The 25,122-nt window shown below is 48.2% G+C and carries 24 protein-coding genes and 1 pseudogene; 9 read left to right on the plus strand and 16 right to left on the minus strand.

The genetic code is table 11. The features are described from left to right. Positions 1-6: 6 nt before the first annotated feature. Positions 7-588 carry a sugar O-acetyltransferase gene (locus GMA8713_RS08915; protein ID WP_062708171.1) on the plus strand — a complete coding sequence of 194 codons (582 nt, stop codon included), beginning with the start codon at positions 7-9 and terminating at the stop codon, positions 586-588. On the opposite strand, the gene GMA8713_RS08920 is transcribed toward GMA8713_RS08915, so the two are convergent. After that, a complete protein-coding gene (locus GMA8713_RS08920) occupies positions 585-848 on the minus strand; it encodes a YkgJ family cysteine cluster protein (protein WP_002541050.1) in 264 nt (87 codons plus the stop codon). The genes GMA8713_RS08915 and GMA8713_RS08920 overlap by 4 nt on opposite strands. Before the next feature lie 217 nt (positions 849-1,065). On the opposite strand from GMA8713_RS08920, the gene GMA8713_RS08925 reads away from it, so the two are divergent. Beyond that, a complete protein-coding gene (locus tag GMA8713_RS08925; protein WP_062708174.1) occupies positions 1,066-1,509 on the plus strand; it encodes a YcgN family cysteine cluster protein in 444 nt (147 codons plus the stop codon). 5 nt (positions 1,510-1,514) lie between these two features. Next, positions 1,515-2,489, plus strand: a complete 975-nt coding sequence (gene dusC, locus GMA8713_RS08930; protein ID WP_062708176.1) for a tRNA dihydrouridine(16) synthase DusC — start codon at positions 1,515-1,517, stop codon at positions 2,487-2,489. A 72-nt stretch (positions 2,490-2,561) separates the two neighbouring features. Here the strand turns inward: dusC and GMA8713_RS08935 are convergent, their stop codons facing one another. Next, entirely contained in the window at positions 2,562-3,236 is a 675-nt protein-coding gene (locus tag GMA8713_RS08935) for a Rossmann-fold NAD(P)-binding domain-containing protein (protein WP_062708179.1), read from the minus strand. Positions 3,237-3,438: 202 nt separating this feature from the next. On the opposite strand from GMA8713_RS08935, the gene GMA8713_RS08940 reads away from it, so the two are divergent. Both GMA8713_RS08940 and GMA8713_RS08945 read left to right on the plus strand, forming a co-directional pair. Further along, on the plus strand, positions 3,439-4,083 hold the full coding sequence (locus GMA8713_RS08940; RefSeq protein WP_062708181.1) for a YecA family protein: 645 nt from the start codon (positions 3,439-3,441) through the stop codon (positions 4,081-4,083). Next, positions 4,083-4,469: a (deoxy)nucleoside triphosphate pyrophosphohydrolase gene (locus GMA8713_RS08945; RefSeq protein ID WP_062708184.1), complete on the plus strand. Its 387-nt coding sequence runs from the start codon at positions 4,083-4,085 to the stop codon at positions 4,467-4,469. The genes GMA8713_RS08940 and GMA8713_RS08945 overlap by 1 nt, the downstream gene beginning before the upstream one ends. A 57-nt stretch (positions 4,470-4,526) precedes the next feature. On the opposite strand, the gene dsbB is transcribed toward GMA8713_RS08945, so the two are convergent. Together dsbB and nhaB are read right to left on the minus strand one after the other, a co-directional pair. Then, complete coding sequence (gene dsbB, locus GMA8713_RS08950; RefSeq protein WP_062708186.1) at positions 4,527-5,063, minus strand: disulfide bond formation protein DsbB; 537 nt, start codon at positions 5,061-5,063, stop codon at positions 4,527-4,529. Positions 5,064-5,148: 85 nt separating this feature from the next. After that, positions 5,149-6,735 carry a Na(+)/H(+) antiporter NhaB gene (gene nhaB / locus GMA8713_RS08955; protein WP_062708189.1) on the minus strand — a complete coding sequence of 529 codons (1,587 nt, stop codon included), beginning with the start codon at positions 6,733-6,735 and terminating at the stop codon, positions 5,149-5,151. Between the two features lie 669 nt (positions 6,736-7,404). Here nhaB and fadR point away from each other — a divergent pair. Next, complete coding sequence (gene fadR / locus GMA8713_RS08960; RefSeq protein WP_062708192.1) at positions 7,405-8,256, plus strand: fatty acid metabolism transcriptional regulator FadR; 852 nt, start codon at positions 7,405-7,407, stop codon at positions 8,254-8,256. Between the two features lie 63 nt (positions 8,257-8,319). Here fadR and GMA8713_RS08965 read toward each other — a convergent pair whose 3' ends face one another. The 5 genes from GMA8713_RS08965 to gap form a co-directional block, all read right to left on the minus strand. Then, on the minus strand, positions 8,320-9,864 hold the full coding sequence (locus tag GMA8713_RS08965) for a SpoVR family protein (RefSeq protein WP_062708195.1): 1,545 nt from the start codon (positions 9,862-9,864) through the stop codon (positions 8,320-8,322). 43 nt (positions 9,865-9,907) lie between these two features. After that, positions 9,908-11,179 (minus strand): YeaH/YhbH family protein, encoded by a 1,272-nt coding sequence (locus GMA8713_RS08970; protein WP_062708198.1) that lies wholly within the window; start codon positions 11,177-11,179, stop codon positions 9,908-9,910. 36 nt (positions 11,180-11,215) lie between these two features. Next, positions 11,216-13,150: a PrkA family serine protein kinase gene (locus GMA8713_RS08975; protein WP_062708336.1), complete on the minus strand. Its 1,935-nt coding sequence runs from the start codon at positions 13,148-13,150 to the stop codon at positions 11,216-11,218. 442 nt (positions 13,151-13,592) lie between these two features. After that, positions 13,593-14,456: a D-hexose-6-phosphate mutarotase gene (locus tag GMA8713_RS08980; RefSeq protein WP_062708201.1), complete on the minus strand. Its 864-nt coding sequence runs from the start codon at positions 14,454-14,456 to the stop codon at positions 13,593-13,595. Positions 14,457-14,555: 99 nt separating this feature from the next. Next, the gene (gap, locus tag GMA8713_RS08985; RefSeq protein WP_062708205.1) at positions 14,556-15,551 is read right to left on the minus strand and encodes a type I glyceraldehyde-3-phosphate dehydrogenase; all 996 of its coding nucleotides are present in this window, start codon (positions 15,549-15,551) and stop codon (positions 14,556-14,558) included. 490 nt (positions 15,552-16,041) lie between these two features. On the opposite strand from gap, the gene msrB reads away from it, so the two are divergent. Beyond that, positions 16,042-16,437, plus strand: coding sequence for a peptide-methionine (R)-S-oxide reductase MsrB (msrB, locus tag GMA8713_RS08990; protein ID WP_062708209.1), 396 nt, complete (start codon positions 16,042-16,044; stop codon positions 16,435-16,437). Positions 16,438-16,493: 56 nt separating this feature from the next. Here msrB and GMA8713_RS08995 read toward each other — a convergent pair whose 3' ends face one another. The 5 genes and pseudogenes from GMA8713_RS08995 to GMA8713_RS28060 form a co-directional block, all read right to left on the minus strand. Further along, complete coding sequence (locus GMA8713_RS08995; RefSeq protein ID WP_062708211.1) at positions 16,494-17,360, minus strand: DUF2989 domain-containing protein; 867 nt, start codon at positions 17,358-17,360, stop codon at positions 16,494-16,496. Between the two features lie 155 nt (positions 17,361-17,515). Next, positions 17,516-17,644, minus strand: a complete 129-nt coding sequence (locus tag GMA8713_RS28420; protein ID WP_269747443.1) for a hypothetical protein — start codon at positions 17,642-17,644, stop codon at positions 17,516-17,518. Positions 17,645-17,669: 25 nt separating this feature from the next. After that, positions 17,670-18,131 (minus strand): hypothetical protein, encoded by a 462-nt coding sequence (locus GMA8713_RS28050; protein ID WP_232314400.1) that lies wholly within the window; start codon positions 18,129-18,131, stop codon positions 17,670-17,672. 30 nt (positions 18,132-18,161) lie between these two features. After that, positions 18,162-18,269 (minus strand): annotated as a pseudogene (locus GMA8713_RS28055) (hypothetical protein); the annotation flags it as partial. Positions 18,270-18,307: 38 nt separating this feature from the next. Beyond that, positions 18,308-18,952 carry a calcium-binding protein gene (locus GMA8713_RS28060; protein ID WP_232314401.1) on the minus strand — a complete coding sequence of 215 codons (645 nt, stop codon included), beginning with the start codon at positions 18,950-18,952 and terminating at the stop codon, positions 18,308-18,310. A gap of 650 nt (positions 18,953-19,602) precedes the next feature. On the opposite strand from GMA8713_RS28060, the gene GMA8713_RS09005 reads away from it, so the two are divergent. Continuing rightward, positions 19,603-19,887 carry a YeaC family protein gene (locus GMA8713_RS09005; protein ID WP_062708214.1) on the plus strand — a complete coding sequence of 95 codons (285 nt, stop codon included), beginning with the start codon at positions 19,603-19,605 and terminating at the stop codon, positions 19,885-19,887. Positions 19,888-19,945: 58 nt separating this feature from the next. Here GMA8713_RS09005 and ansA read toward each other — a convergent pair whose 3' ends face one another. Both ansA and sppA read right to left on the minus strand, forming a co-directional pair. Continuing rightward, a complete protein-coding gene (gene ansA, locus GMA8713_RS09010; RefSeq protein ID WP_062708217.1) occupies positions 19,946-20,956 on the minus strand; it encodes an asparaginase in 1,011 nt (336 codons plus the stop codon). Positions 20,957-21,051: 95 nt separating this feature from the next. Next, positions 21,052-22,908, minus strand: coding sequence for a signal peptide peptidase SppA (sppA, locus tag GMA8713_RS09015; protein WP_062708220.1), 1,857 nt, complete (start codon positions 22,906-22,908; stop codon positions 21,052-21,054). 161 nt (positions 22,909-23,069) lie between these two features. Here sppA and GMA8713_RS09020 point away from each other — a divergent pair, with 161 nt between their 5' ends. Further along, the gene (locus tag GMA8713_RS09020; RefSeq protein ID WP_062708222.1) at positions 23,070-25,079 is read left to right on the plus strand and encodes an NADPH-dependent 2,4-dienoyl-CoA reductase; all 2,010 of its coding nucleotides are present in this window, start codon (positions 23,070-23,072) and stop codon (positions 25,077-25,079) included. Positions 25,080-25,122 lie beyond the last annotated feature (43 nt).

A 25,122-nucleotide genomic window follows, 5' to 3' on the forward strand; every position in this document is an offset into this window, starting at 1 on the left:
CAAAAAATGAAAACCGAGAAGCAAAAAATGCTAAGTGGTGAGCTTTATTGCGCGAGTGATGACGAGCTGGTGGCAGATAAAATGCGGTGCCGGGAAGCGATGCGTCGTTTTAACCAAAGCCTGCCAGAAAGTGAGGAATGGAAAACAGCCAAGCGTGATTTGCTGCCAAACGCGCCCAATTCAGTGTATATCGAGCCGCCATTTTTCTGTGATTACGGCATTCATGTGACCTTTGGTGACAATGTTTTTATCAATTTCAACTGCACCATTTTGGATGTTGCACCAGTGACTATTGGTCATCGTGTGATGATGGCGAACAACGTGCAACTTTTGACAGCAACACACCCACTGGATGTTCAGCGCCGCGTTTATGATATGGAAGAATATGGCTTGCCCATTACCATCGGTGACAATGCATGGTTAGGTGGCGGTGTGATTGTTCTGCCGGGTGTGACGATTGGCAAGAACTGTGTCATTGGCGCGGGCAGTGTGGTGACCAAAGATATTCCTGATAACACCATCGCTGTCGGTAACCCTGCCAAGGTGGTGCGTGAACTGATTGCTGAGGAAATCGCCGAGCGAGGTTAAGTTAACGATTCCAACTCTGTGAGCACGTCAATCGCGTATTGATTGGTGCTGCCACAAATATCCCGGTCAGCTTTGAATTGTCCGCAAACGGCAGGACGTTCAGGCTGGCCGAAAATCTTACAAAGATTCTCTTCATTCAATTGGATACATCGAACCCCGGCCGGTTTGCCATTGGGCATACCTGGAATAGGCGAAGAAATGCTTGGCGCGATGCAGCAAGCACCACAACCTAAACGACAGCTTACAGCGGTATCAGTCATCTCTCAGCCTCAATGAACGGGGTATTTGGTTATAATCCAATCGTGGGCGCGCACAGTATCACTCACGCTGAGTAAACGCAAAATGTTGATAGTAATCGCCCATAAGCCCTTGATTGACAGTCGCTGAACGCAAGGATTTCGGCTTGCGCTTGCAGTTTCTGCTCTGGGTGGTATAACGAGCGCCTTTATCAAGATTGACTGGCAGGAACGGGTAAGCATGACAACGCCTTTCTGGGAACAAAAAACACTGACTGAAATGACTGACGCAGAGTGGGAGTCACTGTGCGACGGTTGCGGTAAGTGCTGTCTTCACAAACTGATTGATGAAGATACCGAGGAGTTGTACTACACCAACATCGCTTGCAGCCTACTGGATGACAAAACTTGCTCGTGTAAAGACTACCCTAACCGCTTTAACTACGACGAAGACTGTCTGAAACTTTCCCGAGAGAAAATCGAAGAGTTTTACTGGCTGCCGGATACCTGTGCTTACCGTTTGCTGGCAGAGAATAAACCGCTTCCAGCCTGGCACCCACTCATTACCGGGTCAAAAGAGGCCATGCATGCCGCGAACGAATCAGTACGCGAGAAAGTGGTTTACGAAATCGACGTGATTGATTGGGAAGACCACATCATCAATCATCCCAGCCGTCGAGGTTAACTCCTGTGAAGTTGACCCTTGGTCCAATGGAGGGCGTACTTGACCCTCTGATGCGTCAAATGCTGACAGAGATTAATCCTTACGATCTTTGCGTGACCGAATTTGTCCGTGTCGTCGATGCGAAACTGCCTCCCCGTGTCTACTACAAGCTAAGCCCTGAACTGGAAAACGGCGGTAAAACGCCAGCGGGCACACCTGTGCGTGTGCAACTGCTAGGTCAGTCTCCACAATACATGGGTGAAAACGCCGCACTGGTGGCGGAACTTGGCTCGTCTGGGGTGGATATTAACTTTGGTTGCCCATCCAAGACGGTAAACGGCAACAAAGGTGGGGCAGCTCTTCTGAAAGAACCTGAGCTGATGTATCAGGTGGTGAAAGCCGTTCGTGATGCTGTGCCTTCCGATCAAGTCGTTAGTGCCAAAGTGCGTCTGGGCTTTGATGATGTCTCAGCCTATCGTGAAATTGCCAATGCGGTGCAATCTGGCGGCGCCAATGAAATTGTCGTTCATGGTCGCAGCAAAGCAGATGCTTATAAGGCGGGAACTATTCGCTGGGATTTGATTGGCGATTTGGCAAAGAGCTTGTCGATTCCAGTGATTGCCAATGGTGATATTTGGTGTCGAGATGACGCACTAAAATGTGCAGAAGTGTCGGGATGTGAAACCTTGATGGTTTGCCGTGGCGCTCTGAACATGCCGAATCTTGCGGCACACATTAAAGCCGATGCTGCGCCCATGTCATGGCATCAAGTACTGATGCTCTTGGTTCGCTATTCAGAATTTGAAATTCGTGGTGACAAGGGTATGTACTACCCGAACCGAGTAAAACAATGGTTCCGTTATCTGCAGGCTGAATACCCACAAGCGAAAGAGCTGTTTGTGCGTATTCGCCAGCTTAAAGACAAACAACAAATTCTGGGTGAAATCATCAGCACGCTCAACAATGTGGAGCGTCAGGCTGCTGTTGAGAGCTTTGCCTAGAATTGATTTCAAGAAACATGAAAAAGGCAGACTTGGGTCTGCCTTTTCTCTTTGGATTCTCTGTTCCAAAATCTAGTACTGATTCAACACCCGGCCCGGCAAAATACGGTAGTCGATGCGCCCAGGCCAGTTCTGTTCGGACAGTGCTGAGATCATGGCTCGCGCAACACGCACGGCTTCTACAGGCTCAAAATCTGCCAGAGGGCCCGCAAGGAATGGGTTCAGCAGCGGCATGACTCGCTGCAGGAATTGCTCATCCTTTCTTGGCTTTTCACGCTCGCCAACCAAAGGGCCAGGACGTGCAACCAAAAGGCGTTCGAATCCCATTTCTGAAAGTGCGCGTTCCATTTTACCTTTGCAGCGCAGGTAATGGGATGGTGACCAAGGGTGAGCCAACAAACTGGAAACCACAGCCAGATGCTTTACGCCGACGACGGCCATCATGCGTGCCACTTTGACTACAAGGTGATAATCCACCTCTTCCAGAGCGGCTTTTGACCCTGCCTGTTTTTTGGTAGTACCCAGCGAAATATAGCCTTGAAGTGGCACTGGCCACTGAGGTTGCCAGTGAGTGACTGAAAGGTCTGGACTTTGATGGACGATGATTTTATCAGAAACTACAGCGACAGGACGTCGCGTGACAACGTGGATATGGGAGACATCAGGATCCCCCAGTAATTGATGTAATAACTCGTCACCTACCAGCCCGGTTGCACCGGCGATAATGACACTTCGAGACGATGGCACTGACTGAAAGTCCTCTTAAATCAATTGCGGCTAGACTACCACTGTTTGAGCAAAACTATTCAACGCCTTAGACCAATTATTCGATTTGTCGCGTAGTTCTGTTGGTTAAAAAGTGACCTTGTTTTCATAAGGAGTAGTTGAAAATCAACGACGGTGGACGTTTTGGGTTATCATCCGCTTTTTACATCACTAGAGAACCACAATGACATCGATGGTCGAATTGCAAAGTGACTGGGAAGGCATGCCAGCCACTTTTATTGAAGGTGCGCTTTTGGCAGCGAACCTTTCTCCTGCACCTTTGGATCCAGAAAATAGCTGGTTGCCAATCCTTGTGACCGGTGGCATGGACGAAGATGATGTAGAGCCAATGACCACCGAGCAGAAAAAGGCAGTGATGCTGCGATTTGAGCAGCAGTATGTGGCACTGATGAAGCATACCTACGAACTGCCTGTAGCGTTGTCACTCGACGCATCACGAAATGAAAATCATCAGGCTTTTGCCGAAGGCTTTCTCGCTGTTTGGCCGCACATCGAGCCAGCGTGGCGGGAAATCAAAGTATCCGACGGTAGCCGACGTATGCTTTCGGCGCTGATGACCACCATGTTGTTCCTGCATGATGAGCAAGGGACGCTGGATCAAATGAAAGAGGCGGGACTGGCGGCACTTCCATCGCCAGAAAAGTATTACCAGCAACTGCCGTTGATGATTAACGAAGTGGCACTCGCCGCTGATGAAGTACAGCAGGGCTCTGGGGCGCGCGCGGTGAATCCTTACAAATCCGTTGGCCGTAACGATCCGTGTCCTTGCGGCAGCGGCAAGAAATTCAAAAAGTGCTGCGGTAAGTGATGACGAAAGCCCCAATATTGGTCGTCGCGGGTGTGCTCACGGACGGTGATAGCATTCTCATTACTCAGCGCTTTGATAGTGAAGGTGGTCTTTGGGAGTTTCCTGGTGGCAAAGTTGAGTCGGGTGAGAGGGAGCCTGATGCTTTGGCCAGAGAGCTTTGGGAGGAGTTAGAAATAAGAGTGAAGGTTGGGGTGTACCTGACGGAAACGCTCCATCACTACCCAACCAAATCAATTCTACTGAGAAGCTATCGATGCGAGCAGTTGGAAGGTGATATCACCCTACATTGCCATCAGGCTAAGGCTTGGGTGACTCAATCAGAATTGGACGACTATCTCTTCAGTGATGCGGACAAACCGTTGGTTGAACTACTGAAAAGAAAATAACAAAAATCCCAGCCAAGGCTGGGGTTTTTAATAATTCTATCGACGCGATGGTTTCAACTAGAAAAGGCGGCGCTCGCGCTTGCCGAATAGCTGGGACAACACAACAATAGCCAACACAACCAGCATGGCTGCAAAAATCACGACCAGCCATTGAGGCATAGACAGTGTAAGGAATTGCCAAACAATCTTACTGCAATCGCCGCTGGCTTCAAACATCCAAGGAACCCACTGGTTCAATGGTGCCCATGATGGGAAAGAAACAAAGATATCGCAGGTCGCACCAAACAGGTCGTTAGGATCCGGGAACTGGTAGCCAACATGTTCGATGGAAAGCTTGAGACCCCAGCCCGCAGCTACGCCCCAGGCAATTAACCCAGACCAGCGTACTAGACCGTTTTGCGGCGCAAGCATACCGATGAGACCTGCACCGACCACACCGAGCATAGCCACGCGCTCGTAGATACACATGACACAAGGGGCCAACTCCATCACATGTTGGAAAAACAGCGCACAGCCTTCGAGGATAAAACCCGCCAGCATCAGCAAGAACCAAGCGCCACGCCCACGGGATATTTCGTTAAAATACGACAACATAAAATACGAATCCGTTGTAAAAGACAAAGCCCCACCGAAGGCGGGACTTTGTTATTCAAAGATGTAATCGGTTGAATAGCAACCCTTAGTGACCAGTACTCACTGCGTCGGCTGCGTCAACGGTGCCTAGTGAGATCCAACCAGCATCGTAGAACCAATCAGTCATTGGAATCAGCAGCAGTTCGATACCTGCGAGACCTACTAGGCCCATCACAATGGTGTATGGCAGTGCCATATAAACCATCTTGCCGTACGACAAGCGCAGCAGTGGAGCCAGCGTTGATGTCAGCAGGAACAGGAATGCAGCCTGACCGTTCGGTGTTGCAACCGACGGAAGGTTAGTACCGGTATTAATTGCGACAGCAAGAAGTTCGAATTGTTCACGAGTGATGATGCCATCCATCAGTGCCGCTTTCACTTCGTTGATATAAACCGTCCCTACGAACACGTTATCTGACACCATGGAAAGTAAGCCGTTCGCAATATAGAACATGGTGAGCTGCGCACCGCCCTCCAGTTCCAGTACGGCGCTGATGACAGGCGTGAAAAGCCCTTGGTCAACGATAACAGCAACGACTGAGAAGAAAACCGCAAGCAGGGCAGTAAATGGCAGAGCCTCTTCGAAAGCTTTACCAATGTGGTGTTCGTCAATAACGCCGGTGAAAGAGGTCGCCAGAATGATAACGCTCAAGCCAATCAAGCCAACCGCAGCCAGGTGCATTGCCAGCGCAATCACCAGCCAAACTGCAATGATCGCCTGAACGACAAGCTTCGCAACGTCATAGTTGGTGCGCTTTGCACGTTCAGCATTGTTGAACTCAACCAGGATCTGGCGGACGTTTTCAGGGAGTTTTGTACCGTAATCAAACAGGCCAAACTTCTCAACAAATGCACAGGTTGCCAAGCCACAGAATAATACCGGTAGGGTAACTGGCAACATGCGGATAATGAACTCACCAAACTGCCAGCCCGCTTTTTCAGCAATGATAAGGTTCTGAGGTTCACCCACCATGGTCATTACACCACCTAAGGCGGTACCTACACCAGCATGCATCAACAGGCTACGCAGGAACGCTCGGTAGTTTTCAAGGTCATCACGGCTCAGATCATCACGCACGGATTCGTCTGAGGTGTGGTCATGGCTTGACTGAAAATCTTTACCTGAAGCAACGCGATGGTAGATGGAGTAGAAGCCCACTGCCACGCTGATGACTACGGCGATCACTGTCAGCGCATCAAGGAATGCAGAAAGTAATGCGGCTGCAGAACAGAAAGCTAGAGATAACAGGGTTTTTGACTGAATACCTAGCAGAATCTTAGTAAAGATGAACAGCAGCAACTGCTTCATGAAATAGATGCCCGCCACCATAAAGATAAGCAGCAGCAGAACTTCGAAGTTCGCAACCAGTTCGTGCTTGACGGTGGCCGGGCTTGTCATGCCGATGGCTACAGCTTCAATAGCCAGCAAGCCGCCTGGCTGGAGTGGGTAACATTTAAGCGCCATCGCCAGAGTGAAAATAAATTCCACCACAAGCAACCAACCCGCGACGAACGGATCAATAGCGAAAACAATTGGGTTGATAATCAAGAACGCAATAATCGCCGCTTTGTACCAGTTGGGCGCCTTACCGAGAAAGTTCTTGATGAAAGCATTCCTTAGCGTAATGGCCATGTTTATGTCTCTGTTTCTTATATAAGCAAGTATCTTTGGGGGCTTGAAATGAAGATGTAAACGCTCTGTTGCGAAAGGGGGCGGAAAAATTACATAATTTCAAATTTTGTTGAAATGACTGGAATCTGACCCCTAAACGCCGATAAATCGACGAAAAGTACCGCTGAAACCTATCGCTTAGGCAAACTTGGAGCACACAATACAGCGACTTTTCAAACAGTCAACAATCCTTTGCATGTTAATTAAATTACTGGAGTATGTTACGAAAAAACGCGACTCCAATCCTGAGCTTTTGTAATGTCCTGTAACATTTTGGCGCCGATATTCTATGCATGAGATTGGTTGTATACAGTGATGGCGATCAAAGGATAGCGACTAGCAGAAAACAATCGCTCTTCCTTTTCCCATTGCTGAGCGTGATGAGGTTGTAAAATTGGTAGCTGGCAAGTTTTTGCGTTTTAAAACGCACATAAAAGTGCATGTTGTGGCTATGAAAGCAAACAACACCTATGTTCAAGTCAGATGAAAATTTAATTAACTGTGATGTACGCCCGTCAAATCATGGTCAAATGGGCGCAAAGCACCCTCTTCATAGGTTTCTAGGTTGTGATGATAAGTGGTATGATGAGTTATTAATCAAGGTAAGAAGCAACTTGGAAACAACACTAAATGGTTATTAAGGCGGATAGCCCGGCAACTTTTGCTGAGAAATATATTATCGAGAGCATTTGGAATAATCATTTTCCTCAAGGCTCAATTCTTCCCGCAGAACGCGAGTTGTCAGAACTGATTGGTGTCACACGTACTACCCTCCGAGAGGTGCTTCAGCGTCTGGCTCGTGATGGTTGGCTGACGATCCAACACGGTAAGCCAACACGTGTAAATGACTATATGAATACCTCTGGTCTCAACATCCTTGATACGCTAGTTACCCTTGAAGGTGAAGACGTGCATGGTGTGTTGGAAAACCTACTCTCAGCACGTACTGATATCAGCGGCGTTTTTATGCGCTATGCCGTGAAAAATGACCCACAAATCTGTGCTGACCTGATTGAGAAAGTGATTGGTCGCTGTGAGGCTTTGCTGGCGAGCGAGAGCTTTTCGAGCTTCATTGAAACTGCTGAAGAGAAAGATGCTATCCAGCAGGATGTGAAGAAGATTTATGATACCTTCGGCAAAACTGACCTAGAGACCTGTGAAGCTGTTTGCCGTGGTCGTGCATTCAATCACTTCGATTACATGCTGTTCCAAGGTATGGCCCAACGTTCAGGCAACAAAGTTTATGTACTGACCATGAACGGTATGCGTAAAATTTACTCCCGCGTTGGCGGCTACTACTTCATGGACAAGCGTGCCTGTGAGTTGGCGATTCAGTTTTATCGTGATTTGCTGGTTATCACGAATGAAGGCTGTCATCTGGATGTGGCTGACCGCATTAAGCAATATGGCCGTGAGAGTGGTGCAATTTGGTTCTCTAACCGCGACACAATTGCCAGACTGATGGAGCAGGAAGAAGCGTAATCGCGCTTTTTCTAAAAAGAAAAACCGCCATCGCTGGCGGTTTTTTTGTAGCTGTGCTCTTAGCTAGCTACCCGGTATCAAGTCGGGATCAAACTGGGGACGCTTTGGGCACGTGGAAATAATCTTGCTCTTGCCGTCCGGTAATTCTTCTTCCAGTACGACTTCAAAACCCCACAAACAGTGGACATGCTTTAGCACTTCTTCGTAGGAATCGTTTAGCGGGATACGGTTATGTGGTACGTAACGCAGGGTCAGCGAGCGGTTGCCACGTAAATCCACATCAAACACCTGAATGTTGGGTTCATGGTTACTGAGGTTGTATTGCGCTGACAGTTTCTCACGTATCTGGCGGTAACCTTCCTCATTGTGAATGCTGGTCACTTCGATGAAGTTTTGTCTGTCATCGTCATTGATGGCAAAGAACTTCATGTCCCGCATCACTTTTGGAGACAGAAACTGGCTGATAAAGCTCTCGTCTTTAAAGTTATGCATCGCAAAGTGAAGAGTCTCAAGCCAGTCACTGCCTGCAATTTCCGGGAACCAGTACTTGTCTTCATCGGTTGGCTCTTCACAAATACGGCGGATATCCTGAAACATCGCAAATCCTAGCGCGTACGGGTTGATACCACTGTAAAAACGACTGTTATAAGGGGGTTGTGCAACTACATTGGTGTGGCTGTGCAGGAACTCCATAATGAAACGGTCAGTCACGAGGCCTTCATCATAAAGGTGGTTGAGGATAGTGTAGTGCCAAAATGTCGCCCAGCCTTCGTTCATCACCTGCGTTTGCTTTTGCGGGTAGAAATACTGGCTGACTTTTCTGACGATACGGATCACCTCACGTTGCCAAGACTCCAGCAATGGTGCATGTTTCTCAAAGAAGTAGAGGATATTTTCCTGAGGCTCTGATGGGAACCGATCGACTTCCACTTCACGCTTCTTCTCGCTGGTTGGAATCGTGCGCCAAAGGGCATTCACCTGACTCTGCAGGTAGTCTTCACGGGACTTCTGACGCGCTACCTCCTCTGCAATCGAGATCTTCTGTGGACGTTTATAGCGGTCTACACCATAACTCATCAGCGCATGGCAGGAATCGAGTAGCTTCTCGACTTCATCGACGCCGTATTTTTCTTCACATTCACTGATGTAGTTCTTGGCAAAGAGCAGGTAATCAATAATTGATCCAGCATCTGTCCAGGTTTGGAACAGGTAATTGCCTTTAAAGAAAGAGTTATGCCCATAACAGGCATGTGCCATCACCAGTGCTTGCATCGTGATGGTGTTTTCTTCCATCAGATAGGCGATGCAAGGGTCGGAGTTAATCACGATTTCATAGGCAAGGCCCATGTGGCCATGCTTGTAACCGCGTTCAGTTTCGATGAATTTCTTGCCGAAAGACCAATGGTTGTAGTTGATTGGCATACCTACGCTTGAGTAGGCGTCCATCATTTGCTCGGCGGTGATGATTTCAATTTGGTTAACAAAGGTGTCGAGGCGATAGTGTGCTGCCACACGTTTAATTTCTGTGTGATAGTTCTCTAGCAACTCAAATGTCCAGTCAGGACCATCACTGAGCGTCTTCTTTTTCTTTTTTGCTGCGACTGCCATAGCGTCCTCCTTGGAACTCTATCCCGGAAAAAGAGGTGAGGGGTTAGCTCACCTGTTTCTTAAACAACTCCCGGAAGACTGGGAAAATGTCGTCGGCAGAGCGAATGTTTTGCATGGCAAAGTTTTCGTAGCTGTCTGCCACTGATTCGTATTCGCGCCACAACGTTTGGTGGGCTCGACGGGTGATTTCAATGTACGCATAGTAGCGCGTAACAGGCAGCAGTTGTCGTTCCAACAACTCGCGACAGCCTGGTGAATCATCTGCCCAGTTATCACCATCTGATGCTTGTGCGGCGTAGACATTCCACTCATTGGAGGGATAACGCTCTTTCACGATGTCGTTCATGAGTCGAAGCGCACTGGACACTATGGTGCCACCTGTTTCCTGTGAGTAGAAAAACTCATGCTCATCCACTTCCTTCGCCTGAGTGTGGTGACGGATAAACACCACTTCCACGTTCTTGTAGGTTCGAGTAAGGAAGAGATAAAGCAAAATATAAAAGCGTTTGGCGATATCTTTTGTGGCTTGGTCCATCGAACCTGACACATCCATCAGACAGAACATCACCGCCTGGCTGCTTGGCTGTGGACGCTTCTCGTAGTTTTTGTAGCGCAGGTCGAAGGTATCGATGAAAGGGACTGCAGCGATCTTCGCCTTCAGCTCATCGATTTCTTCCTGGATACGTTTCTCTTCGAGTGGCTGTCCCGGCTCAGTACTTTTCAGCGCCTCAAGCTCTGCCTCGAGTTCACGAAGCTTGCGACGTTTTCCTGCTGACATGGCAGTGCGGCGTGCCAAAGAGTTCTGGAGCGAACGTACAATCGCAATGTTGGCCGGAACACCGGTGGCTTTGAAGCCGGAGCGGTGGGTTTTCCATTCAACCAGTTTGTTCATCTGGTTCTTCTGTAGGTTTGGTAGTTCCAGATCTTCAAACAGTAAATCCAGATATTCATCTTTGGAAATCTGGAATACGAAATCGTCTTGGCCTTCGCCATCTGGACTTGCTTGACCTTCACCTGCACCGCCACCTTGTCCACCGCCCGGTGGACGTTCAATGCGGTCGCCGGGGATAAATTGGTCGTTGCCAGGGTGGACAGCATCACGCTGTCCACCTTTGCCCTGTCGGAATACTGGCTCTCGAATATCTCGGGAAGGGATAGTGACGCTTTCGCCACTATCCACATCAGTGATGGAGCGTTTGTTCACGGCATCAGCAATAGATTCTTTAATCTGTCGCTTGTGACGTCGCAGGAAACGCTGACGGTTCACCGTGCTTTTGTTTTTCCCGTTGAGCCTTCGATCAATAAAATGCGCCATAAGCCCCCCGTAATTTCAATACATCCCTAGACAGACTTACGAGGATTTACGCACACGCAAGTACCACTCAGACAGCAAGCGAACTTGTTTGCGGGTATATCCTTTTTCCATCATACGGGCGACGAAGTCGTCGTGTTTCTTCTGTTCCTCAGTCGACGTTTTCGCATTGAAGGAAATGACCGGAAGCAGCTCTTCGGTGTTCGAGAACATTTTCTTCTCTATAACAGTGCGAAGTTTCTCGTAGCTGGTCCAAACCGGGTTCTTTCCTTCGTTGTTAGCTCGCGCTCTAAGTACGAAGTTCACGATTTCATTACGAAAGTCTTTAGGGTTACTGATACCTGCGGGCTTCTCGATTTTCTCCAGTTCACTGTTGAGTGCAGAGCGGTCAAACAGTTGGCCGGTATCTGGGTCGCGGTATTCCTGATCTTGAATCCAGAAGTCCGCATAGGTCACGTAACGGTCAAAGATATTCTGGCCGTACTCTGAGTATGATTCGAGGTAGGCAGTCTGGATTTCTTTGCCGATGAATTCGACATATTTTGGAATCAGGTACCCTTTCAGGTTTTCTAGGTACCTCTCGGCAATTTCCTGTGGGAACTGCTCACGCTCGATTTGTTGCTCAAGCACATAGAACAGATGAACAGGGTTTGCCGCCACTTCGGAATGGTCGAAGTTAAACACGCGGGAGAGGATCTTGAACGCGAAGCGGGTAGACAGGCCGTTCATGCCCTCGTCGACGCCTGCGTAGTCTCGGTACTCCTGATAAGACTTGGCTTTTGGGTCCGTGTCTTTCAGCGTTTCACCATCATAGACGCGCATTTTCGAGAAGATGCTGGAGTTTTCCGGCTCTTTAAGGCGCGACAGCACACTGAATCGTGCAAGAATATCGAGCGTACTTGGTGAACAAGGCGCATTCGACAGTTCGCTGCCTTCCAACAATTTGTCGTAGATTTTGATTTCCTCAGAGACACGCAGACAATAAGGCACTTTCACGATGTAAACACGGTCAAGGAACGCCTCGTTGTTTTTGTTGTTGCGGAAGGTCTGCCACTCAGATTCATTAGAGTGAGCGAGGATCATGCCATCAAACGGAAGGGCAGAGAGACCTTCAGTACCGTTGTAGTTACCTTCCTGCGTTGCAGTCAGCAGTGGGTGAAGCACTTTGATCGGTGCTTTGAACATCTCAACGAATTCCATCAAACCCTGATTGGCTTTACACAGCGCACCTGAATAGCTGTAAGCGTCTGGATCATCTTGTGCAAAATGCTCAAGCTGACGGATGTCGACTTTACCAACCAGTGAAGAAATATCCTGGTTGTTCTCATCGCCAGGTTCTGTTTTCGCAACAGCTACCTGGTCGAGGATCGATGGACGGACTTTGACGACCTTGAACTTGGTAATGTCACCGCCAAATTCATGCAGACGTTTGGCAATCCAGGGTGACATGATGGTACGAAGGTAGCGTTGAGGAACGCCGTATTCGCTTTCCAGCAGTGCGCCGTCTTCCGCAGCATCAAAAAGGCAGAAAGGGTGGTCGTTAGTTGGGCTTCTCTCACCGTTAGCAGTCAGCACGTAAATCGGGACTTTCTGCATCAGGCTTTTGAGTTTTTCAGCCAGAGAGGACTTACCGCCACCCACTGGACCCAGTAAATAAAGAATCTGTTTGCGTTCTTCCAACCCTTGAGCGGCATGCTTGAGATAAGAGACGATCTGCTCTATCGCATCCTCCATGCCATAAAAATCTTCAAAGGTTTTGTAGCGAGAGATCACGCGGTTTGAGAATAGTCGGCTTAAGCGGGGATCGAGCGCGGTGTCGATCATTTCAGGTTCGCCTATGGCCATTAACAGCCTTTCAGCCGCATTAGCGTATGCGCTGCGGTCTTCCCGGCAAAGGTCCAGAAACTCTTGAAGGCTCAGCTCTTCGTCTTTTGCTTCTTCGTAGCGCTGACGATAGTGGTCGAAAATACTCATGGTCCTGCCCCCTAAAATCGTGCTGTTATCAATTAGAAAGGATATCGGCGCAGTTGCTTTCATATCCTCACTCTTTTAAGACTAGTCGCAACTGATCAATTTGCTTGGTTGAATTACTTGTTTTTTCAATATTTTTCCCTTTTGTGATAAGGCTTTGTATTCAGCTTGTCAGGATTGGGTTGTGTGAATATCGCTACTTAACCGTATATACACAGGGAATTGTTCTACCGATCTTCTCCCAATAGCGGATTCTCACCAGTGAGACGCTTTTTGCTGGGTTTCAAACGTCCATCACAGTTAGGACTTCCCAAAACGCTCACTTTGGCACTTGTCCGGTGAATACCTCATCTCGTGATAACGAACTTGCATTGCGCGTGCCAGAAAATAAAAAAGCCGGAACCCTAAGGTGCCGGCTTGAGTAAAACCACTGTTGTTTAGCGGTTTATTTACAAATCACTTCAGTAGATAGGGTGTGGCTTTCGCCAGATTGAAGCGTCACACTTCTGTCGTAAACCGCAGATTCTGCGCAAACCATGGTCAAAAAACCGTCGTTTGCCATGTCAGCCATGCCTTCGGCAAGTGCTTGCCATGGGTTCCAGATCACTACGCCATTGTTACCCTGATTCACTACTGCAATATGGCGCTGATTAGCTGCATCTTCGATAATCACGGTCTCAGCTGCCTGAGTATAGATGCGGTCGACTTCACCTTCGAACGTGGCTTTACCTGTGCTTGGCTTGCGCTCGCCCACTTCAATGTACTCGTTGCCGAGTTCGGTAACCGTGGTTTGATGAATGTCGCCAATGTTGAAGTAGGTATGTAGTGCACCACCGACTTGCATTTCACTCTCGCCAGCATTGGTCGATATCAGGCTAACCTTGAGTGTGTCACTGATTTCAATAAGAAGCTCCGCATGGAATGCATGAGGCCAAATCGATCGGGTTTCTGGGGTGTCTGACAGCGTCAGGCTAACAATCACACCTTTATCATTTTCACGATGCTCGTTGAGTGTCCACTCGCTGGTGCGCGCAAAACCATGTGAAGGCTCCGCAGCTTTGCCAAACCAAGGCCAGCATACAGGTACGCCACCGCGAATAGCTTTGTTACCGGTAAAGTCTGCTTTCTCGCTCATCCAGATAGTTTCTTTTTTACCGGTTGGCATGAAGCTCAGCACTTGGCCGCCAAACAAGGAAATAGCAGCAGTGGCTTTCGGATGAATAACACGAACGACTTTTAAACCGTCCAGTTCGCAGACAGTGACATAGTCAGAGAGAACAGCAAGGGTAGGGAGCTGTTTTACGTCCATGAAGGTGCCTTTTGAAAATTAACTACAAAAATTCGGGTAAAAAAAAGGCGGCCATCAGCCGCCTTTTGTCACTCATGCCTTAACGGCAATCCGGAATGATTACTTAGAGATGTGAGCAATCAGGTCCAGAACTTTGTTTGAGTAACCGATTTCGTTGTCGTACCAAGATACAACTTTAACGAATTTGTCAGTCAGAGCAACGCCCGCTTTCGCGTCGAATACTGAAGTTTGAACTTCACCGATGAAGTCTTGAGAAACAACTTCGTCTTCAGTGTAACCCAGAATGCCAGCCATCTCGCCTTCTGAAGCAGCTTTCATTGCCGCACAGATTTCTGCGTAAGAAGCCGCTTCTTTCAGGTTAACAGTCAGGTCAACGACAGAAACGTTTGCAGTTGGTACGCGGAAAGCCATACCAGTCAGTTTGCCGTTCAGTTCTGGAAGAACTACGCCAACTGCTTTAGCTGCACCCGTTGATGATGGGATGATGTTCTGAGAAGCACCACGACCACCACGCCAGTCTTTCGCAGAAGGACCGTCAACAGTTTTCTGAGTTGCAGTAGTCGCGTGAACAGTAGTCATCAGGCCAGACTCGATGCCCCACTTGTCGTTCAGTACTTTCGCGATTGGTGCAAGACAGTTAGTCGTACAAGAAGCGTTAGAAACGATGTCTTGACCTGCGTAAGTCTCGTGGTTAACACCCATAACGAACATTGGAGTTGCGTCTTTAGATGGACCAGTCAGAACAACCTTCTTCGCACCAGCTGTGATGTGCTGACGTGCAGTTTCGTCAGTCAGGAAGATACCAGTTGCTTCAGCAACAACGTCAACGCCTACTGCGTCCCACTGAAGTTCAGTTGGGTTACGCTCAGCAGTAACACGCACAGTCTTACCGTTAACAACCAGATTACCGTCTACAACTTCAACAGTACCGTTGAAGCGACCATGAGTTGAATCGTACTTCAGCATGTATGCCATGTAATCAACGTCGATCAGGTCGTTGATTGCTACAACTTCGATGTCGTTACGCTCAACAGATGCACGGAAAACGAAACGGCCGATACGGCCAAAACCGTTAATACCTACTTTGATAGTCATTATGTTGCTCCACAACTTAATATCTAGTGAAAGGAAATTGGTAGTAAAATTACAGAATCGGTACCACCCATGCAAGCAAAAAACCTATCTAAATTGCTTAAAGTCAAAAATTAGTACGGATTATTTTTACATCGCCCAAACAATATTTGAGTGTGCTACAAAATATTTTAAATAATTTCATAAAACACCTTAGCTTGAAATTCGTCCAATGCCACCTACCATACTCTTTAAGGCGCATATCTGCGTCACTAAACCAAGTATGGTGACAATATGGCGTTCGGTAAGTGCGAAAACTGAGAATCAAAAACGAGTTTGTCGTTACTGAACGTAAGCTTTTGTTAGCGGTATAAAAGTGTCCAAGCCCCGAATGCTGTGACCTGGCGGGCGAAGCTTTTGTTAGAAGGTGGAACCAGATTGGATTAGCAGGTAAAAACTCTTTTGCACATTTTCGGCTTACCGGAAATCAAAATTTCCCGTAAAAGAGGAAGTCATGACATCAGATAAGAAATGGAAAGCAACGCTGTCCGAAGAGGCTTATAAGGTCTGTCGGTTAGGCCAAACCGAAGCGCCATATACTGGTGCTTTATTACACAATCATAGAAAAGGTACATATCACTGCGTATGCTGTAATGCCGTTTTGTTTGATTCGAGTGCGAAATTTGATTCTGGCTGCGGTTGGCCGAGTTTTGATTTGGCTGTAGAAGGTGCAATTCACTATCTAGAAGATCAAAGCCACGGAATGGTTAGAACTGAAACACGTTGCACCCAATGCGACAGCCATCTTGGTCATGTGTTCGATGATGGTCCGACAGAGACAGGACAGCGCTATTGCGTGAACTCTGTCTCGATGACATTTTTAGAGCAGGATGATAACAATCGCAACTGAGTGCTTTCTATGTTTGAACGCAAAAACAGCTGTACTTTTTTACTGGTATTTGAAGTTCATTTCGGCTCAGCCAGTGCCGCGAGTTGTATCAGCAGCCCTTTATCGAAATCCCCGTCCTCAATTTCTAACGCAATGTCTTTCGCGATGTCTGCAATTGTCTCACGGCGAGAATCTGTCATTGGATACAACAGCTTAAGCTGTGCTTTCTTTGCGATCGGAAGTCCTAGCTCTCCACCGACTAAGGCCCAAAGATAAGCATCGTCAAGCTTTCCGATCGAGTGGTTGGCTGTTGCCAGTGATTTAATCACTTCAGGAATCGCCTTATCCTTGGTCTCTCCCGCTCGGCCATCGTACAAGGTGAGTGATTTTACCAGCAGTTTGATGGTGTGTTCTTTATCTTTGTCAACATAGTAGGTGGCAAGGCCGAGTTGTAATTCCGGTGTATTCAGGTACTCGGTTTCTTCTAGTTTAAGGAATTGCTCCAATGCTTCGTTGTCTCCCTGTGTCCATCGGTAGTAAATGATGGATGGTTGGTAAGACGACTTTAGTTTCTGCTCCAGCTTTTCGATTGTGTCGTAAGCATGGAAAAGGGCTTCAGTACGAAGCGTTTTCTTTCCCTTTAGCGTGGTGGTTTCAATCTGCGCAGCTAGCTCCATACACTTGGCATATTTCTTAGTTAGCAGTAGTTCATCAAATTTGTTCAGATCAGAGTCTTTTTTGACGACGTCATAACGCTTCCAGATCAGATCTGTGCGTTCATGACGACACTGGCCATCGGTAACATTGAGCTTTTGGCAGATCTGAGGGTAATTTTCACAAAGCTGCGCGGTGCTGCGGTTGCTCTCAAAGCAGCCCGCAATGAAAAGTGTGGGAATAGCGCCGATTGCTAGCTTCATCGGATTATTCAGTAAGCCTTTCTTCATCGTATGTTTGGTTCTTTCTGTCTCTATTGATACGCAAATGACTTATAACATAAACGGCATCTAACAGTTTATGTTCATTTGGCGAGTTTTGCGTGAGTCCACAGAGATAAATAAGACCAGCGCATTAGCTGGTCTGTTATTGGAGACCGACTGGCTCAGACAATATCAGTGTCGAGATAAGTAAAATTTTCAGCATCTGTCCAAACGGTGGCTTGGTCATCGCTGTAGATGTCAGTGAAGACATAGGCTTGCAAATCAGCCGCTTGGGTAGAGGGTAGTCCCATTTTCTCAATCATTGCCGGTGTGATGTCAGCATTTGATGTGCCGGTGGCGTCGAGCTGCCATTGAACTCCAGTTAGGTTCAAGGTGTCGTCGCCTTTCCCGAGCCAAGCAATAAATCCTTGCCAATCGTCTCTCTACTGTGTCTGATTGCGCATCAATTGCATGAATGTTAATAGTGACCGTTTGATGACCATTGCCACCGATAGCTGCTTCTATACCTGCAACGATGTTACCAGTAACCCCTGGCATGGTCTGATAGGCTGCACCGGTAAAGTCGGCATGCGATGTATCAGAGATTTTCAGAACATCAAAACCGGTAGAAGCATCATAAATCTGTTTATTTATTACCCTGCCGCTCGGAAGAGTGAAGGTTTGACCCTGAAAGTCGTCATTATCGAAAATCAGAGTGTCTGAATTTGTTCCACCTTTTAGGATATCTTCACCAGATTGACCATCAAGCAGATTGCCGAAACTATTCCAGCCAGCCACAATGTAGTCGTTACCTTCACCGCCGAGTAGTGTGTTGCTACCTAAGTTACCGTAAATAGTATCGTTGCCATCGCCACCATCAAGGAAATCTTTACCGCCATTACCTCTCAGAAAATCGTCGTCAGCCTCACCATAAATGGTGTCGTTACCTGCGTTACCACGAAGGTCATCATTTCCTACTCTATTGCACCATAGATTTCATCTTTGCCGCTTCCGCCACGGATGTAATCATCGCCATCTTGACCAAAGACCAAGTCATCATCGCCACCAGCAGCTATCGAGTCATTCCCAAGTCTGTCGTCACCCGCGCCACCTTCCAGTTTGTCGGTACCGTTTTGGCCTTGGAGAATGTCATCACCTGCTCCGCCATGAAGATGGTCCTCGTCATTACCTCCCCAAAGGCTATCTTTTCCGTCTCCGCCTGAGAGGATGTCATTACCATCTGCGCTAATGAGGGAGTCATCACCCCCTTCTCCGTATAGGCGGTCGTCACCTTCGTATCCATAAAGGTTGTCGTTACCATGTGTACTGGTGTCACTGCTAATCTCTTCAACGGTGATGGTGACATCAGCTGACGAGATGTTGGTGTCAACGTCATTGAGATCGAGAGGACGCCATTCGAAACCAGCCAACTCGCTAGAAGGCATAGTAAAGAGCACGAGTTTGGCACCACCTGGGACGTTGATGTCAATAGCAGAACCTCGTTCCGCGAGGTTAACGTAATCAATGATAATGTCGCGGCTCAGGACCTCGCCTGAAGCGCTCAGAATGGCATAACCAAGGCCTTTCTCTTCGCCAGACGGAAAATTAAACTGTGACAAGGTGACACTGACAAATGTATCTTCTTGTAGCGTGTAAGAATCATCAGTATCTGGAGATAGGATCGTAATTTCTGATTCAGAAGAATCGCCATACGCGGTGTCGTTACCTTCATAACCACCAGCGTGTCGTTTCCCAGTAAACCGTATATTTCATCGTCGTCGGTGGTACCAACGAGGTTATTGTTTGTGTTATCGCCTGAAATGGATGCCATAAGGCGTACCTTGCTCGAAAAGTATGATTCTAAAGACCACTGCACATGATCGTTGTACAAGTGTATTAAACGGGCGGGACAGATCTCACGACATGGTGTATGGTTATTTGTTCAATTTGTTTTAGTGAAACCAGTTTCTACTGGCCGAGCGTCGTCACGTAGAATGGCAAAAGGTCTGCAATCCCTCAAGTCACGAGGTGCGTATTCAGATTAAAATCAGTAGTATTACGAACGCAGTAAATTAGAAACTGGCACTAAAGTGCCATGAAAAACTGAATTCCAGCATGGGCAATGACTAGAATTAGGTTTTGTTTGTCTTTTGGGCAAATAGTCTTTACTTGTAAGTTACTTGGGTGATTTGATCCCCAAAACAGCTGACTTTCACCTTATCTAAACGTGCAGTGCTGCCTTTTGGTTGCAAACGAAAAAGGAAAAATCATGGATATTGAGCAGTTATTGTCCACCATTACGCCGGAAGCTTATGAGCGTTTGCTTTATGCGGTAGAAACCGGAAAATGGCCAGAAGGTACGCCGCTCAATGCGGATCAACGCGACAATGCCATGCAGCTAGTTATGCTTTATCAATCGCGTCATAACACTGAGCCGCAACATATGACAGTTGCTGCTGGTGGTGATATTACGATGAAATCCAAAGCACAACTCAAGCGGGAGTTTGCTCCGGACCAGGAAACGATTGTTCAGACTAAGCTGAATGACGAATGATTAAAAAAATACTATTGAGAAGGCCAGCAATCATGCTGGCCTTTTTGCTTGCTGGATGTCAGTGTGAAAGCTCGCCACGCAAATCTTGCTGGAGTTGGGTGCGAATTGCATCCATAGGTAGGTCCTGGTTCAGCAGGAAGTGAAGCTTTGCCAATGCCGCTTCCGGTGTCATGTCATAGCCGCTAAGAACACCTGCTTCTGCTAGCGCACAGCCCGTCGCATAACCGCCCATGTTCACTTTACCAGCCAGACATTGAGTCAGGTTCAACACTACAACGCCGCGATCAGTCGCTTCGCGAAGCAGGCTCAGTAGTTCTTGATTCTGAGGTGCGTTGCCCACACCAAAGGTCAGCAGGATCATCGCATTCACTGGTTGCTTCAGCGCATTGCGGATAACTTCCGGCGAAATCCCCGGATACATCATGATAATGGCAACAGGCTGTTCGGTAATCGTGTGAACTTTGAAAGTACCTTCCGGCTTCTTATCGATTTCTGCACCGTGGAGCTGGATGTTAATACCCGCTTCCAACAGAGGCGGCAGGTTTGGCGACGTAAAGGCGTTGAAGCCATCCGCATGGGATTTGGTGCTTCGGTTACCGCGAAGAAGCTGGTTGTTGAAGAACAAGGTGACTTCATTGATGGGGTAATTCGCAGCGATATGCAGTGCGTTCAGCAGATTCGCTTGACCGTCAGAGCGCAGTTCTGCCAACGGGATTTGTGATCCTGTCACGATGACGGGTTTATCCAGGTTCTCCAGCATAAAGGAGAGCGCAGAGGCGGTGTATGCCATGGTGTCTGTACCATGGAGAATCACGAAGCCATCGTACTTATCGTAGTTGTCACGAATATCGTCAGCAATGCGTTGCCACTCTGCAGGGGTCATGTCGGCGGAGTCGATCAGCGGGCTGTATTCGTGAATAGTGAATTCAGGCATCTCAGGGCGATGGAATTCCGGCATTTGTTGGAGTTGTTGTTGCATGAAGCCAGACACAGGAATGTAGCCCTGCTCTGATTTCAGCATGCCGATTGTGCCGCCAGTGTAGGCGATATAAATGTGTTTTCTTTCCATCTTCACAACTTAAATGTAGCCGAGGTAGTGCGCGCATTATACGGAGTGGATGCACGAAAAAAACCCCGGATTTCGCCGGGGGTTGTTGAGAGGTCTCAGTTTTCGTAATAACTACAATTCGGACAGAGTGCGTATTGTCCGTTTGGATCATTGAAGTTATTCAGGTTGTTTATTTCAGTTACGGCGTGGTTGGCAAACTGTTGAACTACATCAGGCAGTTTGACGGTTTCGTTCAATCCCAGCTTTACCACTGCTTGGTTCATGAACTCATAGATGAATTGCTGTGCTGGCGTCAAAGGTTCTTCCATCCAGTTCAGTGAGTAATCCGTCACTTGAGCCAGTTCGGCCGCTGCCACAATCGCATCATCAAAGTCGCCCATTTGGTCAACCAAGCCACGTTTCATCGCATCGTAACCCGTCCATACACGGCCTTGAGCTACTTGATCAACGTCTTCCAGAGAAAGGTTACGTTGGCTGGCGACCAGGCCGATAAAGCGCTGGTAACCATTTTCAGTCCCAAGCTGCATGATGTTGCTGATTTCTTCTGGCAACGCTCGTGTGACCCCTACACCCGCAAATGGTGTGGTGCCGATACCGTCGTTATAAACACCGTATTTCGCCAGCACATCTTCGAAGGTGGTCAGAATACCGAAGATACCGATAGAGCCTGTGATGGTAGTTGGCTGCGCCAGAATGCGGTCAGCACTTGAGGAAATCCAGTAACCACCGGATGCTGCCACGCTAGACATCGATACAACGACAGGCTTGCCCGCTTGTTTCAGCGCATCCACTTCGTTGCGGATCACTTCAGAGGCAAAGGCGCTGCCGCCAGGGCTGTCTACACGCAAAACCACCGCTTTAATCGCATCATTCAGGCGCGCATCACGAAGAAGCCCAGCTGTGGTATCACCACCGATAGTACCTTCTGATTCAAATCCATCCACGATGGCACCGCTTGCAACGACCACGGCAATTTGGTCAGCCTTAGGCAATTCAAAGTTCAGCGGCGCGTAATCATAGAAGCTCACATAGTTGAAGCGGTCTTCCCCATCGCTACCAAATACTTCTGCCAGACGGGTACGGATTTGTTGGCGGGTCATCAGTTCATCGACCAAGCCCATGTTGTAGGCTAATTTCGCGAAATCACCGTTTGCTGCCTTGAGGTTAGCAATCAGGGTATCTGCATCTGGTGAGAGTGTTGAAACCTCAATGTTACGGTTGGTGGCAATGTCATTGACAAAAGCGCCCCAAAGCTGATTCAGCCAAACAGAGTTTGCTTCGCGCGCTTCTTCAGACATGCCCGTACGGGTGTACGGTTCAACAAATGATTTGTAAGTCCCAACGCGGAAAACGTGTGTTGTGATATCGAGGTTTTCCAGCAGGTCCTTGAAGTAAAGGTTATAGGTTCCGTAGCCACGCAACAGCAATGCGCCGTCCGGTGCCATGAAAATCTCATCGGCATAGCTGGCGAGGTAATATTGGCTCTGGTTGTAGTGCCCACCAATAGCAACAATAGGTTTGCCAGTGGCTTTGAATTCATTAATTGCTTTAGCGATGTAGCGAAGCTTGGTCAGGCTGGTTTCCGACATGTCGGACAGACTGAGAACCATGCCGTTGATTTTGTCGTCTTTTGCGCCAGCTCGGATTTGCTCGACGATATCGTAAAGCACGTTTTCAAACTGCATTTGCTGACCGAAAAGATTACGTGTCGCGAAATCATAAGGGTCGACGCGGCGCTGCTTTTCAACGATTGGCCCAGAAATATCAACCAGAAGCGCCCGCTCTGGTTGCTCAAACGGTTTAGTCGGTGCGGCATGCTCCATCGTAAACAGAAAATAGATCCCCACCAACACGGCGATAAACAGAATATTCAGGATCAACTGACGGGTAAAACTGAGGGCTTTCCAAAACCACTTCAGTACGGTGCCGATAAATTTAAAAAGCGTTTTCATTTGGTTATCCAGCTTCTTTTATTACCGGTAATCGTAACGAATCCTGTCCGATTAGAATAGAGGTGATTAATGTTGTAAAAATGTAAACAAACGTTTGAAACTTTCGTTTGAGTGGCTTATCTTGGTCTGACCAGAACTAATAATAACCATGGAAGCGCATCATGAATTCGCCTTACCCACACCTACTCGCGCCGTTGGATCTTGGCTTTACGCAGTTGAAAAACCGCGTACTGATGGGGTCTATGCATACTGGACTGGAAGAATCGAATGACGGGTTTAAGAAGCTCGCTGCTTTCTACGCCGAAAGGGCAAAGGGTGGTGTTGGCCTGATTGTAACCGGTGGCTTTTCTCCGAACTTCCGTGGTCGCCTTCATCCACTGAGTGCCCAGTTTAGTAGCGGCCGTGCTGCGCGGGCACACCGCACTATTACCGATGCAGTGCACGAAAACGGCGGTAAAATTGCCCTTCAGCTTTTGCACGCAGGCCGTTATGCATTGCATCCTTTTGCGCTGAGCGCTTCTGATATGCGTTCGCCCATTTCCAAATTTGCGCCGTCAGCAATGAGTGAGCGCCAAATCCTGAATACCATCAAAGATTTTGGGAAGAGTGCGGAGTTGGCCCGGGAAGCGGGATACGACGGCGTGGAAATCATGGGGTCAGAAGGTTATCTGATTAACCAGTTTATCTGTGCGCGTTCTAATACCCGTTATGACCGCTGGGGCGGTAGCTACGAAAACCGCACTCGTTTGGCGGTGGAAATTGTTAAATCAGTGCGTGAACGTGCGGGTCAAGATTTCATCATCATTTTCCGACTGTCGATGTTGGATCTGGTGGAGCAGGGCAGCACGCATGATGAAGTTGTCGAGCTTGCGAAAGCACTGGAACAAGCCGGTGTGACGATCATTAATACTGGTATTGGCTGGCATGAAGCCCGTATTCCGACCATCGCCACTCAGGTTCCGCGCGCAGCATTCGCGTGGGTTACCGAGCGTCTAAAAGGTGAGGTAAACGTCCCCTTGGTGACCTGTAACCGTATTAATACGCCGGAAGTCGCTGAAAATATTCTGGCGTCGGGTCAGGCTGATATGGTTTCTATGGCGCGCCCATTTTTGGCAGATGCAGAGTTTGTGGCAAAGGCTGAGCAAGATCGCTCAGATGACATCAATACCTGTATCGCCTGTAACCAAGCGTGTCTTGACCATGTGTTCAAAGGTAAACGCGCAAGCTGCCTTGTTAACCCACAGGCGTGTTATGAAACAGAACTGGTAGTCACACCTGCTTCCAATAAACGTCGCGTTGCCGTGATAGGTGGCGGAATGGCGGGTATGTCTTTCGCGACCACAGCCGCAGAGCGCGGTTTTTATGTCGTTTTGTTTGAGAAGCGAGACACCCTCGGTGGCCAGTTCAATCTTGCTATGCAAATTCCCGGTAAGGAAGAATTCAAAGAATCTATCCGTTACTTCACCCGGAAGGTTGAGCAATCCGGCATTGAAGTCCGTTTGAACACCGAAGTTGATGCGGATGCCCTGAAAGAATTTGATGAAGTGGTGGTGGCAACGGGTGTGAAACCTCGCATTCCATCCATTCCGGGTATCGACCATCCGAAAGCGGTCGACTATCAGACCTTTATCCGTGAGCAGCCCGAGCTTGGCGGCCGAGTGGCTGTTATTGGTGCTGGTGGTATCGGCATTGATGTCGCCACCATGATTACTGAGCCAGAAAACCACACGCTGGATGACTGGTTGAAAGATTGGGGTATCGATAAAACCATTTCGTATGAAGGCGGCTTACACCCACAACCTCACTATGTCGCGCAGCGTCAGGTATGGTTACTGCAACGTAAGGCTGGTCGCGTCGGCAAAGGGCCAGGTAAAACCACAGGTTGGATCCATAAGAAAACGCTGGAAAAACGAGGCGTGGAATTACTTGGCGGTGTGGCGTACGAGAAGATCGATGACGCAGGTTTGCATATCACTCTTGAAGGCCAACACCACATTCTGCCGGCAGATCATGTGATCGTTTGTGCCGGACAGGAATCAGTGAATGGTCTGGTTTCTACACTCGAAGCGCAAGGCATCAAAGCCCATGTGATTGGCGGTGCAGAACATGCCGGCGAGCTTGATGCTAAACGCGCGATTCGACAAGGCGTTAAGTTAGCAATATCGCTTTAAGCCAATAGTCTGAAAAACCACAAAACCCGAGTGGATTCGCCTC

It is taken from the genome of Grimontia marina (genome assembly GCF_900060185.1).
GTDB classification, from domain to species: Bacteria; Pseudomonadota; Gammaproteobacteria; order Enterobacterales; family Vibrionaceae; genus Enterovibrio; species Enterovibrio marinus.

Bases quoted from the DNA above. Each gene is read 5' to 3' on its own strand.
- GMA8713_RS08915 (WP_062708171.1), top strand. From the start codon at position 7: ATGAAAACCGAGAAGCAAAAAATGCTAAGTGGTGAGCTTTATTGCGCG.
- GMA8713_RS08920 (WP_002541050.1), bottom strand. From the start codon at position 848: ATGACTGATACCGCTGTAAGCTGTCGTTTAGGTTGTGGTGCTTGCTGC.
- GMA8713_RS08925 (WP_062708174.1), top strand. From the start codon at position 1,066: ATGACAACGCCTTTCTGGGAACAAAAAACACTGACTGAAATGACTGAC.
- GMA8713_RS08940 (WP_062708181.1), top strand. From the start codon at position 3,439: ATGACATCGATGGTCGAATTGCAAAGTGACTGGGAAGGCATGCCAGCC.
- GMA8713_RS08945 (WP_062708184.1), top strand. From the start codon at position 4,083: ATGACGAAAGCCCCAATATTGGTCGTCGCGGGTGTGCTCACGGACGGT.
- dsbB (WP_062708186.1), bottom strand. From the start codon at position 5,063: ATGTTGTCGTATTTTAACGAAATATCCCGTGGGCGTGGCGCTTGGTTC.
- nhaB (WP_062708189.1), bottom strand. From the start codon at position 6,735: ATGGCCATTACGCTAAGGAATGCTTTCATCAAGAACTTTCTCGGTAAG.
- fadR (WP_062708192.1), top strand. From the start codon at position 7,405: ATGGTTATTAAGGCGGATAGCCCGGCAACTTTTGCTGAGAAATATATT.
- GMA8713_RS08965 (WP_062708195.1), bottom strand. From the start codon at position 9,864: ATGGCAGTCGCAGCAAAAAAGAAAAAGAAGACGCTCAGTGATGGTCCT.
- GMA8713_RS08970 (WP_062708198.1), bottom strand. From the start codon at position 11,179: ATGGCGCATTTTATTGATCGAAGGCTCAACGGGAAAAACAAAAGCACG.
- GMA8713_RS08975 (WP_062708336.1), bottom strand. From the start codon at position 13,150: ATGAGTATTTTCGACCACTATCGTCAGCGCTACGAAGAAGCAAAAGAC.
- GMA8713_RS08980 (WP_062708201.1), bottom strand. From the start codon at position 14,456: ATGGACGTAAAACAGCTCCCTACCCTTGCTGTTCTCTCTGACTATGTC.
- gap (WP_062708205.1), bottom strand. From the start codon at position 15,551: ATGACTATCAAAGTAGGTATTAACGGTTTTGGCCGTATCGGCCGTTTC.
- msrB (WP_062708209.1), top strand. From the start codon at position 16,042: ATGACATCAGATAAGAAATGGAAAGCAACGCTGTCCGAAGAGGCTTAT.
- GMA8713_RS08995 (WP_062708211.1), bottom strand. From the start codon at position 17,360: ATGAAGAAAGGCTTACTGAATAATCCGATGAAGCTAGCAATCGGCGCT.
- GMA8713_RS28420 (WP_269747443.1), bottom strand. From the start codon at position 17,644: ATGGGACTACCCTCTACCCAAGCGGCTGATTTGCAAGCCTATGTCTTC.
- GMA8713_RS09005 (WP_062708214.1), top strand. From the start codon at position 19,603: ATGGATATTGAGCAGTTATTGTCCACCATTACGCCGGAAGCTTATGAG.
- ansA (WP_062708217.1), bottom strand. From the start codon at position 20,956: ATGGAAAGAAAACACATTTATATCGCCTACACTGGCGGCACAATCGGC.
- sppA (WP_062708220.1), bottom strand. From the start codon at position 22,908: ATGAAAACGCTTTTTAAATTTATCGGCACCGTACTGAAGTGGTTTTGG.
- GMA8713_RS09020 (WP_062708222.1), top strand. From the start codon at position 23,070: ATGAATTCGCCTTACCCACACCTACTCGCGCCGTTGGATCTTGGCTTT.